The following is an 11,434-nucleotide window of genomic DNA, read 5'->3' as shown; positions in this document are numbered from 1 at the left end:
ATCACTGGGCCGAGCGTTTCCCTTGCAATGAAGCAGTCTCGGCCTGACTGTACGATCCGAGAACCCCAGGCGATTGAGGAAGGCGAGCTGGGCATTCGATTTTCGGGGCATCATCGCAGCCAGTTCCAACTAGTGCGGCCCTGCATCCCTGCCCTGTGGGCAGGGCTAGCCTCTGCGGAGGCTTGCCAAGTGCGCCAAGTGCTGTCTCTGCTTTACCGTTGATCGGTCCATGCTGACCAAAAGTGCTGGGTGTTGTCACCATCCCTTGCGAGGAATCGAACGAACCCGATCAGCCTCGATACGCACCAAGCAATGCGAATGCATCTGCTTACAGCCCGCATCCAGAGCGCGTGCGCTCGGGAATTGATAGCTGCCTTTGATTCCCGAAGCCAGTCGCGGGATACTTCAGGCTTCGAAAACTCACCGAGAACAACAACTATGCAAGGCCATCCCGAAGTCGTCGACTACCTCAAGGACCTGCTTCGCGGCGAGCTCGCGGCGCGCGACCAGTATTTCGCCCACTCGCGCATCTATGAAGACCAGGGGTTCGCCAAGCTCTTCACGCGCCTGGACCACGAGATGCAGGAAGAAACCCAGCACGCCGACGCACTGCTGCGCCGCATTCTGATGCTGGGCGGCCGCCCCGACATGCGCCCCAAGGAATTCACGCCCGGTGAGACCGTTCCCGAGATGTTGCGCAAGGACCTGGACACCGAATACGAAGTCCGTGCCGGCCTGCAGCAAGGCGTGGCGCTGTGCGAGCAGCACCGCGACTATGTGAGCCGCGACATCCTGCTGGCCCAGTTGCACGATACCGAGGAAGACCACGCCTACTGGCTGGAAAAGCAGCTGGGACTGATCGACAAGGTCGGACTGCAGAACTATCTGCAAAGCCAGACCTGAGCCCCTGCAACGCAGCGCGGAGAAATACCGAGGCCGTCCTTGAAAGACGGCCTTTTTCATGGACTCGAGACGAGTTCGGAAACCATAGTCATCACCAGTGGCGGCAAAGCGGCCTTCTGCCGGATTGTCGATCTTGCAAGGCTCGCCCGACCCCATCTTCTGGAACGAGGCTCCACCAAAATTCACGCCCTTGTGGCATCCCATTGACTCGTTGACAAACGACAAGTCAGAGCCCCCGGGGCGACTCGGCCATCACCGGATGTCATGCGGGACTGCCGCTCTTCGTCTCCAACCAGGCACAAGCTGCGGCTGCCAGCAGGACCTGGCGAAGCAGATGCACATGTCGGACAGGCCCATGCAACCGAGCCTGCCCTGCACGCCGCATCCTCAGCGCATCGCCGTTGCGGGCGTGACCTGTACCTTCATGCTGCGCACAATGGCCGCCAGCACCACGCCATAAGCGGGAACAAACAGCAGCAGACTCACACCCAGCTTGATGACATAGTCGACCATGGCGATTTCCACCCAGTTGGCCGCCATGAAGGCATCGGAGCTATGCCAGAAGGCGATCGAGAAAAAGGCTGCCGTGTCCAGCACCTGGCCGAACACCGACGCAGCCGCCGGAGCCAGCCACCAGGAATGGCTTTTCTGGCGGATGCGGTCGAAGACCTGAATGTCCAGCAACTGGCCCAGCACATAGGCGGCAAAACTGGCCAGTGCAATGCGGAACACAAAGCCGTTGAAGCTTTGCAGCGCTTCCCAGCCATTGAAGCGGCCCTCGTGGAACAGCACGCCCACCACATAGGACACCACGAGCGCGGGCAGCATGGCACGCATGATGACGCGTCGCGCCGCGGTCTTGCCGATCAGGCGCACGGTCAGATCGGTGGCCAGAAAGATGAACGGAAAGCTGAAGGCGCCCCAGGTGCTGTGAAAGCCCAGCAGCGTAATGGGCAGCTGTACCAGGTAGTTGCTGGCGATGACCAGGGCGATATGGAACGCCACGAGTACGGAGAGGTAAAACGGCACGCGCGACGCTTGCGTCTGCACGGCATGAGCGGATGTCATGACAATCCTTTTTGGTCGATGGGGGCGAGGGAACCCATGGTTGCGAAGAGTGCGCCAGCACGGCGCAACCGTGAATTTTAAGCGGTACGGAATTATCTCTGCCTCCCCCGGCCCGCTTATCCGCCCGGACACATGGCGGATATAAGAAAAAGCATAGCTTGTAGCGCCTGCCAATCCATGTTTTCAGCAGTAAATCAGCCTGCTTTCAATGAATGACAGGCGCTAGCCGCTATCCTTTTTTCATCGTTCAAAGCGCGAGCTGAGCCTCCTGCCGGGCCGCATGGCGCGTGGCACGCAGCCCTGCCCACTGCAGATCGGCCAGGACCAGCACCACGACGGCCTGCGCTGCCACCCAGGCCAGACCCCAGGCACTGAGCGCCAGCCCGGAGCCAAACACCAGGACCGCGCAGCCCAGTGCCCAGCCCAGATTGCCAAGAGCCACCAAACCGATCAGCGTGCGCGGCAGAGGCTCGCGACGCGCCATCCAGGCGGCGGCCGATGCATAGGCCAGCAAGAAAAGACCTGTTGCCGTCAGCAGGAAAGGCGGCAGACCCGTCAGATCGGCCAGCGGCCGCTGCAGGGCCAGTTGCAGTGCGCCCGTGGCGGCGCAGGAGGCCGCATCGGCCCACATCACAAGACGCAGAAACCGGGGAGAAGCAAAAATGGACATGGAAAACTCCTGTTCTATGACGAAGGTCTTGCGGCCGGCCCTGTGCCGGCTGCTGGGGTCCATGATTGCCATCCGCTCGCACAGCGTCGATAACCTTGCAGGTCATGGCCTGCTGCCCGGCCTGCCACTACGATGCGGGCATGAACTCCAGCACCGCCCCCTCTTCTTTTCATGCCGCTCATATGCCGCCGGGCGTACGCGCGCCGTTCGGCGAGCACCTGCGCCATTGGCGCCAGCATCGCCGGCTGAGCCAGCAGGGGCTGGCACTGGAGGCAGAGATCTCGACGCGTCACCTGAGCTATGTGGAAACAGGCCGTGCACAGCCCAGCCGCGAGATGGTGCTGCGGCTGGCCGAGCGCCTGTCGGTGCCGCTGCGCGAGCGCAATGCATTGCTGGTGGCTGCGGGCTTTGCCCCCATGTACCAGGCCCGTCCCCTGGACCACCCCGATCTGGCCGCCGCACGCCAGGCCGTGGAGCTGGTACTCAAGGGCCACGAGCCCAGCCCGGCCCTGGCCGTGGATAGACACTGGAACCTGGTGGCGGCCAATGCCATCGTGCAGCTGCTGCTGGACGGTGTGGCGCCCTGGCTGCTGGAGCCACCCGTGAATGTGCTGCGCCTGAGCCTGCACCCCGAGGGACTGGGCCCACGCCTGGCCAACTCCGCGCAGTGGCGTGCCCATTTGCTGCACCGCCTGCAGCAGCAGATCGCCGCCACGGCAGACAACGAGCTGCAGGCGCTTCATGACGAAATCGCAGCCTACCCGTTCGCAGAAGACAAGGACTCCCCGCCGCCCAGCCCCATCGCCGTGCCCTTTGAATTGCACACCGATCTGGGCACACTGAGCTTCATCAGCACCATCACCATCTTCGGCACGCCCGTGGACGTGACGCTGCAGGAGCTGGCCGTCGAATCCTTCTTCCCGGCAGATGCCGAGACACAGCGGGCGCTGCAGCGACTAATGCAAACCCGGCGCGCCGCCTGAAAAGCAAAAGCCCGCAGGACTTGCATCCTGCGGGCTTCTTAGCAAGACCCTTGAAGGCCTTGATTTCTGGTGCCTAGACGCTTAGATCTTGGCGGCCACTTCAGCGTACTCGGCGATTTCGTTGAAGTTCATGTAGCGGTAGACGGAAGCCTTGTCGGCATCGATCACGCCCATTTCCTTCAGGTACTCTTCCTTGGAAGGCAGGTAGCCCAGACGCGAAGCGATGGCTGCCAGTTCGGCCGAGCCCAGATACACGTTGGTGTTCTTGCCCAGACGGTTGGGGAAGTTACGAGTGGAAGTCGAGATGACAGTCGCACCTTCACGCACTTGAGCCTGGTTACCCATGCACAGCGAGCAGCCGGGCATTTCTGTACGGGCACCGGCAGTGCCGAAGGCAGAGTAGTGACCTTCCTTGATCAGCTCGTCCTGGTCCATCTTGGTGGGAGGAGCCACCCACAGCTTGACGGGGATGTCGCGCTGGCCGCCCAGCAGCTTGGCTGCAGCGCGGAAGTGACCGATGTTGGTCATGCAGGAACCGATGAAGGCTTCGTCGATCTTGGCGCCGGCCACGTCAGACAGAGTCTTGGCATCATCAGGATCGTTCGGGCAGCAAACGATGGGTTCCTTGATATCGGACATGTCGATTTCGATGACGTGAGCGTACTCAGCGTTCTTGTCGGCTTCCAGCAGGTCTGGCTTGGCCAGCCAGGCTTCGACCTTTTCGATACGGCGCTGCAGCGTCTTGGCGTCGGCGTAACCGTCAGCGATCATGTTCTTCATCAGAACGATGTTCGATGTCAGGTATTCCTTGATCGGCTCGGGGTTCAGCTTGATCGTGCAACCGGCGGCAGAGCGCTCGGCAGAAGCGTCGGACAGCTCAAACGCTTGTTCAACCTTCAGATCTGGCAGACCTTCGATTTCCAGGATGCGACCCGAGAATTCGTTGATCTTGCCGGCCTTGGCCACGGTCAGCAGACCTTGCTTGATGGCGTACAAGGGAATCGCGTGCACCAGATCGCGCAGGGTCACGCCAGGCTGCATTTCGCCCTTGAAGCGCACCAGCACGGATTCGGGCATGTCCAGAGGCATCACGCCGGTAGCGGCGCCGAAGGCCACCAGACCGGAGCCTGCGGGGAAGGAGATGCCGATGGGGAAACGGGTGTGCGAGTCGCCACCGGTACCCACGGTGTCGGGCAGCAGCAGGCGGTTGAGCCAGCTGTGGATCACGCCGTCACCAGGACGCAGGGCCACGCCGCCACGGTTGCTGATGAAGTTGGGCAGTTCGCGATGGGTCTTCACGTCCACGGGCTTGGGATAAGCCGCTGTGTGGCAGAAGGACTGCATCACCATATCGGCGGAGAAGCCCAGGCAGGCCAGATCCTTGAGTTCGTCGCGGGTCATGGGGCCGGTGGTGTCCTGCGAACCCACGGTGGTCATGCGAGGCTCGCAGTAGGTACCGGGGCGCACGCCCTGGCCTTCGGGCAGACCGCAGGCGCGGCCGACCATCTTCTGGGCCAGTGTGAAGCCGGCCGTGGAAGCGGCAGGAGCCTGGGGCAGGCGGAATTCGGTGGATGCGGGCAGACCCAGGGCTTCGCGAGCCTTGGCGGTCAGCGAACGGCCGATGATCAGGTTGATACGGCCACCGGCTTGCACTTCGTCCAGCAGCACGTCGGACTTGAGCTGGAAGTCAGCCACGGTTTCGCCGTTCTTGACGATCTTGCCAGCGTAGGGCAGCACGTCGATCACGTCGCCCATTTCCAGCTTGGAAACATCGACTTCGATGGGCAGAGCGCCGGAGTCTTCTTGCGTGTTGAAGAAGATGGGAGCGATCTTGCCGCCCAGAGTCACGCCACCAAAGCGCTTGTTGGGAACAAAGGGAATATCCACGCCCGTGCCCCAGATGATGGAGTTGGTGGCGGACTTGCGCGAAGAACCGGTACCAACCACGTCACCCACGTAGGCAACCAGATGGCCCTTCTTCTTCAGGTCTTCGATGAACTGCATGGGGCCGCGCTTGCCGTCTTCTTCGGGCTTGAACGCCGCGTCGGGACGCGTGTTCTTGAGCATGGCCAGGTAGTGCAGAGGAATATCGGGACGGCTCCAGGCGTCGGGAGCGGGCGACAGGTCATCGGTATTGGTCTCGCCGGGCACCTTGAAGACGGTGACGGTGATCTTTTCCTCGACCTTGGGACGCGAAGTGAACCACTCGGCATCGGCCCAGCTTTGCATTACTTCCTTGGCCTTGGCATTGCCGGCCTTGGCCTTGTCGGCCACGTCGTTGAAGAAGTCGAACATCAGCAATGTCTTCTTCAGCGCGTCGGCAGCCACGCCAGCCACTTCGGCATCGTCCAGCAGCTCGATCAGAGGGTGAACGTTGTAGCCACCCACCATGGTGCCCAGCAGCTCGGTGGCCTTGGCCTTGGAGATGAGACCCACCTTCAGGTCGCCGTGAGCCACGGCGGCCAGGAAGGAAGCCTTGACCTTGGCTGCATCATCCACACCGGGCGGCACGCGATGGGTCAGCAGATCCATCAGGAATGCATCTTCACCAGCGGGTGGGTTCTTGATCAGCTCGATCAGGTCTGCGACCTGCTTGGCATCCAGAGGCAGCGGGGGGATGCCCAGTGCGGCTCGTTCTGCCACATGGTCACGGTAGGCTTTCAACATGGGTTCTCTCCAATGGTTTTTTGAAAAAGGCTGCGCGTGGAGCGCGAATTACAGGACTGGCGCATGTGCGATACGCCAGTCCTCAGCCTCGCCAGACTTATTTGCTGTCCAGCAGGCTGGGAGGTGGGTTCTTGCGGATGGCTTCGGCCACTTGCTGCTGCTCGGGGCTCATACACTCATCCGCCAGACGCTGGCCGGCCTTCTGGTTCATCAGCATGGACTTGTTGGCGATCTGCAGCCACACGGCACCGGCAGCCTTGTCTTCCAGGCGCACGGTGCCCGTGGAAGTCTTGACGGGAGACATGTGGTACTTGAAGCCACGGCCGTCCACGATGAAGTAACCGGGGTTGGCGGTGTCGGCATTCACATTCACATAGGCACCGAGCTCGCAGGCAATGCGGCCCTTGTGCACGCGCTCGGCCACGGCCAACTCTTCCGTGCCCAGAGGGGAGGAAGCCGGGCCGGCAGCCACGGCGGCGGCAGCACCCGCGCCACCTGCAGCTACGGCAGCGGCAGCCTTGCCCTTCTTGGAAGTAGTGGTGGCCTTCTTGGCGGCGGGAGCCTTCTTGGCGGCGGCCGCCTTGGCCTTGGGAGCGGTTTCTGCCACGGCAGAGTGGCTGATTGCGACCAGGGGAGCGGCAATCATCAAAGTGGCGATCAGGGTCTTCATAGGAATTAGCTCCTGCAGACTTGTTATGAGTTCAACGGATTGAGGCCGGGGCAAACCAGGGTTGAACTTCAACCGGCAAGACCTGCCCCGTCTGGTGAGCGCGCTCCAGCAACTGCCAAAAATAGCGGTAGCTCGCGCGGTCGTGTAGTACACCACCAAAACTGATGGGCGCCCAATTCTGCACCGCTGCAGAGGTAAGTATTTGTGCCGCCTGTAGAACTTCGTCCTCTGCTGGCGCAAATGCACGCAGAATCGGGCGAATCTGGTCAGGATGGATGCTCCACATGCGTGTGTAGCCAAGCTCACGCGAGGCTTTTTGCGCGCAAGCCTGCAAAGCCTCAGGATTCTTGAATTCCGTGACCACGCAGTGCGAGGGCACCTTGCCGTGGGCATGGCAGGCTGCCGCGATCTCGAGCTTGGCACGAACGACCAAGGGATGCTCGAACTGGCCCTGTGCCGTCATGGCGGAGGCCGGGATGGCGCCGCCGTGAGCCGAAACAAAATCCATCAGCCCGAAGGAGATGCTTTGCACGGCCGGGTGCGCGGCAATGTCGAAGGCCTGCTGCACGGCAGCAGGAGACTCAATCAAGACATGTAGCGGCACACGCTTGTCTGTCGCGCGCTGCAGGGCTGCTTCGGCCTTGATGACGTCATCCACCGACTCCACCTTGGGAATCATGATGTGGCAGAGCTTGTCCGCCGCGCCGCCGGCAATGATGTCCATGTCTGCCTGGAAATGAGCATGCTCCACCGCATGCACCCGGGCCGCCACGCGCGTGCCTTGAGCCGCTCCATTCGCCAGCTCGACCACCAGGCGAGCGTGCTCGGCCTCCTGGCCGACAGGAGCGCCATCCTCGCAGTCCAGCGTCACGTCGAACACACAGGTGCCGAACTCCTGCATCATCTCTGCCTGCAACTGCAGGCTTTTGCGCATGCGCGCTTCCACGCCGCTGTAGTGATCGCAGACGGGCAGACGCTGAGCGCCACCCTGAGCATCGAGCAGCACGGTGGCGGGATGAACCAGTTCTTTCGTCATGACTTGCGCTGAGCCACCATGAAAAGTCGGGGAAAAGCCAGCAGACGCTTGCCGTCGGCTCGCTCCGTATACGCCGCATCGATGCGGCTTTGATACTCGGTCAGATACTCGGCTTGCAGCTCCCGGGGCAAACCTTCCACGAAAGGCTTGAGGCCCGTGCTGCTGAGCCACTGCACAATCGCTGCGGCCGAGTCCATGGGATGCTGGTAGACGGTGTGCCACACATCCACGCTCGCAGCCTCATTGGCGGGAGCCGCCGGCTGGGGCGCTGCCAGCAGGTCGTAATACACCCCTATGGGCAAAATTTCGGTACGCACCTTGCTCGCGTCCCCGATGTGCGCCACAAACCGGGGCAGTTGGGCGACTTCGCGCATGTTTCGGTGCGAGGGTTCCTGACGGTTGTCAGGCATCTGCACGGCCAGCACGCCACCGGGCGCCAGCAACGAAAACAGACGGGGAATCAGGCTCTCATGCTCGCCCACCCACTGGATGGAGGCATTCGCATAAATCAAATCAGGTGCTGGCTCACCTTCAGCAGGTGCCCAGGAGGCAATATCACCGGCCTCGAACCTGGCCTGCGGCAACTGCCTACGCGCAGTCTCCAGCATGGCTTCGGAATTGTCGACACCGAGCACATCGGCGCCGGGAAAACGTTCCACCAGAAGTTCGGTGGAGTTGCCCGGCCCGCAGCCCAGATCCACGATGCGGAGGCTGCGAGCGGGTGAATGCAAGCTGGAAGGTACTCTTGCCAGCAGTTCTGCCGCAGGGCGCGTGCGCTCATTGGCAAAGCGCAGATATAGCGCAGGGTTCCAGTCTTGCATAGGTTTTGCGCTGATTACAGCAGGTGCTTGACGCCGTCCTGCTCGCCTTGCAGCTCAGCCAGAGTCTTGTTGATGCACTCTTGCGAGAAGGCGTCGATTTCCAGACCTTCGACGATCTTGTATTCGCCGTCAGCTGTGGTGGTCACGGGGAAACCGAACACGATACCGGCGGGGATGCCGTACTCGCCGTTGGAAGGCACGCCCATGGTGACCCATTCGCCGTTGGAGCCCAGGGCCCAGTCACGCATGTGATCGATGGCAGCGTTGGCAGCCGAAGCAGCCGACGACAGACCGCGAGCAGCGATGATGGCGGCGCCGCGCTTGCCCACGGTGGGCAGGAACACGTTGGCATTCCATTCCTGGTCGTTGATGGCTTCCTTCACGGACTTGCCGTCCACGGTGGCGAAGCGGTAGTCGGCGTACATAGTGGGCGAGTGGTTGCCCCACACGGTCAGCTTCTTGATGTCGCCAACCTTGAAGCCGCCCTTGGCAGCCAGTTGGGAAGCAGCGCGGTTGTGGTCCAGGCGCAGCATGGCGGTGAAGTTCTTGGCGGGCAGATCGGGAGCCGACTTCATGGCGATGTAGGCATTGGTGTTGGCGGGGTTGCCGACCACCAGAACCTTGACATTGCGCGAAGCCACGGCGTTCAGAGCCTTGCCCTGGGCGGTGAAGATCTGGGCGTTGGCAGCCAGCAGGTCAGCACGTTCCATGCCGGGGCCACGAGGACGGGCACCCACCAGCAGAGCGTAGTCGGTGTCCTTGAAGGCGGTCATGGGGTCGGCGTGGGCTTCGATGCCGGCCAGCAGGGGGAAGGCGCAGTCTTCCAGCTCCATGATCACGCCCTTCAGAGCGTTTTGAGCCTTTTCGTCGGGGATTTCCAGCAGTTGCAGAATAACGGGCTGATCTTTACCCAGCATTTCGCCAGAGGCGATGCGGAACAACAGGGCGTAACCGATTTGGCCAGCTGCGCCGGTAACGGCGACACGGACGGGCTTCTTGCTCATGGTGAAACTCCAAGATTGGAAAAAATTGAGATGTTATGGGCGCCAGGTTGCACCAGCGTAACCACCAGTAGCGCAAGCTCCGCAAACATGCGGCAAGTGTACTGCTGAAATCAAAGCCCGGTCAATTTGTCTTATGTCTTATATAAGATATGATCTTCACTTAGCGACCAGAGTCAAATCGACTGTTTTTTGTGCATCGCATCGCGGAGGCGATACCTTCAAAACCAACTATGCCCAGCCCCCACAACACAGCCCCGGACAACAACGCCAGCCATAGCGGTGGTGCCGGCGTCTCCACCCCAGCCTTCAGCCCTCTGTACCAGCAGATCAAGGGCCTGATCCTGCAAAGTCTGGAAGCTGGCGAATGGCGCCCCGGAGAACTGATCCCCAGTGAAATGGAGCTGGCAGCACGCTTCAAGGTCAGCCAGGGCACGGTGCGCAAGGCAATCGATGAGCTGGCTGCCGAAAATCTGGTCATGCGCCGCCAGGGCAAAGGCACGTTTGTGGCCACTCACGCCGCCCAACAGGTGCAGTACCGCTTTCTGAATCTGCGCCCCGATGCTGGCGACCTGCAGGGCGAAGGCCGCGCAGAGCGCCACATCCTCGAGTGCCGCCGCCTGCGCGCGCCTGCCGAAGTGGCCCGCGCCCTGGCCCTGCGCACCGGCGACGCCGTGATGCATGTGCGCCGCACCCTGTCCTTTGCTGCAATCCCGACTATTTTGGAGGACATCTGGCTGCCTGGCAACGCCTTCAAGGGGCTGACGGCCGAACAGATGTCCAACTACCAGGGCCCCACTTACGCAATGTTCGAACTCGACTATGGCGTGCGCATGGTGCGGGCCGACGAGAAAATTCGCGCCGTTCTGCCGGATGCCGAGCAAGCCCAGTTGCTGAACATTCCCAGCACCACGCCGCTGCTCAGCGTGGAGCGAACTGCTTACACATACAACGATGTTCCCATGGAGTTACGACGCGGCCTGTACCGCACCGACACCCATCATTACCGCAATGCATTGAACTGAATCCCCCCGTAAAAGCGTTGATTGCAACAGAGCCCAATCATCTGCTATGCAAATTCGGCTAACGGATTCTGCTGCATTGCAATAGAATTTTGTGTCGCTTCGCACTAGCGATTACAACGCAGTTACATCCACGAAAGTACCCTGCCATGACAGAGCAAAAAGCAAAACAGCGGCCAGAGTTCCGCAATATCAACTTCTTCTCGGACCTACCGACCTATCGCCTGCCCCTGGCAGGCATTGTGTCCATCTTGCACCGCGTCAGCGGCCTGCTGATGGCGATCCTGCTGCCGTTCATCATCTGGATGTTCGACAACTCGATCTCGTCGGAAATTTCGTTTGATTCCTTCACGTCGGTATTCGCAGGTCCCTTTGGCTGGTTTGCCAAGCTCGTCTGCCTGGCACTGATCTGGGCCTATCTGCACCACTTCTGCGCAGGTGTCCGCCACCTGGTGATGGACGTGAACCACCACGCCGTGAACAAGCAGACCGGCAAGTCCACCGCCGCCGTCGTTCTGTGCATCAGCGTTGCCCTGACCGTGGTGCTTGGCGCCAAGCTGTTCGGCCTGTACTGATCAGCGCCCAGTCAATAA

At 61.2% G+C, this 11,434-nt stretch carries 11 protein-coding genes; 4 read left to right on the top strand and 7 right to left on the bottom strand.

Annotated elements, in window-relative coordinates:
- Positions 1-438: 438 nt before the first annotated feature.
- Complete coding sequence (gene bfr / locus AAIL67_RS22725; protein ID WP_034376513.1) at positions 439-903, top strand: bacterioferritin; 465 nt, start codon at positions 439-441, stop codon at positions 901-903.
- Positions 904-1,290: 387 nt separating this feature from the next.
- On the opposite strand, the gene AAIL67_RS22720 is transcribed toward bfr, so the two are convergent.
- Positions 1,291-1,971, bottom strand: a complete 681-nt coding sequence (locus AAIL67_RS22720) for a 7-cyano-7-deazaguanine/7-aminomethyl-7-deazaguanine transporter (protein WP_063665372.1) — start codon at positions 1,969-1,971, stop codon at positions 1,291-1,293.
- A gap of 247 nt (positions 1,972-2,218) precedes the next feature.
- On the bottom strand, positions 2,219-2,641 hold the full coding sequence (locus AAIL67_RS22715; RefSeq protein WP_034380758.1) for a hypothetical protein: 423 nt from the start codon (positions 2,639-2,641) through the stop codon (positions 2,219-2,221).
- Positions 2,642-2,781: 140 nt separating this feature from the next.
- On the opposite strand from AAIL67_RS22715, the gene AAIL67_RS22710 reads away from it, so the two are divergent.
- On the top strand, positions 2,782-3,624 hold the full coding sequence (locus AAIL67_RS22710) for a helix-turn-helix transcriptional regulator (protein ID WP_052088309.1): 843 nt from the start codon (positions 2,782-2,784) through the stop codon (positions 3,622-3,624).
- An 81-nt stretch (positions 3,625-3,705) separates the two neighbouring features.
- On the opposite strand, the gene acnB is transcribed toward AAIL67_RS22710, so the two are convergent.
- The 5 genes from acnB to AAIL67_RS22685 all read right to left on the bottom strand — a co-directional run bounded on the left by acnB (position 3,706) and on the right by AAIL67_RS22685 (position 9,822).
- Positions 3,706-6,291 (bottom strand): bifunctional aconitate hydratase 2/2-methylisocitrate dehydratase, encoded by a 2,586-nt coding sequence (acnB, locus tag AAIL67_RS22705; RefSeq protein WP_003063559.1) that lies wholly within the window; start codon positions 6,289-6,291, stop codon positions 3,706-3,708.
- A gap of 97 nt (positions 6,292-6,388) precedes the next feature.
- The gene (locus AAIL67_RS22700) at positions 6,389-6,961 is read right to left on the bottom strand and encodes a hypothetical protein (RefSeq protein WP_343485172.1); all 573 of its coding nucleotides are present in this window, start codon (positions 6,959-6,961) and stop codon (positions 6,389-6,391) included.
- 31 nt (positions 6,962-6,992) lie between these two features.
- Entirely contained in the window at positions 6,993-7,997 is a 1,005-nt protein-coding gene (locus AAIL67_RS22695; RefSeq protein ID WP_063665373.1) for an aldolase/citrate lyase family protein, read from the bottom strand.
- Positions 7,994-8,818 (bottom strand): trans-aconitate 2-methyltransferase, encoded by an 825-nt coding sequence (tam, locus tag AAIL67_RS22690; RefSeq protein WP_034392259.1) that lies wholly within the window; start codon positions 8,816-8,818, stop codon positions 7,994-7,996. The genes AAIL67_RS22695 and tam overlap by 4 nt, the downstream gene beginning before the upstream one ends.
- 14 nt (positions 8,819-8,832) lie before the next feature.
- Entirely contained in the window at positions 8,833-9,822 is a 990-nt protein-coding gene (locus AAIL67_RS22685; RefSeq protein ID WP_003063568.1) for a malate dehydrogenase, read from the bottom strand.
- A gap of 230 nt (positions 9,823-10,052) precedes the next feature.
- Here AAIL67_RS22685 and AAIL67_RS22680 point away from each other — a divergent pair, with 230 nt between their 5' ends.
- The gene (locus AAIL67_RS22680; protein ID WP_012839254.1) at positions 10,053-10,844 is read left to right on the top strand and encodes a GntR family transcriptional regulator; all 792 of its coding nucleotides are present in this window, start codon (positions 10,053-10,055) and stop codon (positions 10,842-10,844) included.
- Between the two features lie 146 nt (positions 10,845-10,990).
- Complete coding sequence (gene sdhC, locus AAIL67_RS22675; protein WP_003063573.1) at positions 10,991-11,416, top strand: succinate dehydrogenase, cytochrome b556 subunit; 426 nt, start codon at positions 10,991-10,993, stop codon at positions 11,414-11,416.
- Positions 11,417-11,434: the final 18 nt, after the last annotated feature.

Source organism: Comamonas sp. A7-5 (assembly GCF_039581385.1).
Taxonomy (GTDB): domain Bacteria; phylum Pseudomonadota; class Gammaproteobacteria; order Burkholderiales; family Burkholderiaceae_C; genus Comamonas; species Comamonas thiooxydans.
Note: the sequence above shows the minus strand (reverse complement) of the source record. Positions and strands in the feature narration are given on the sequence as shown.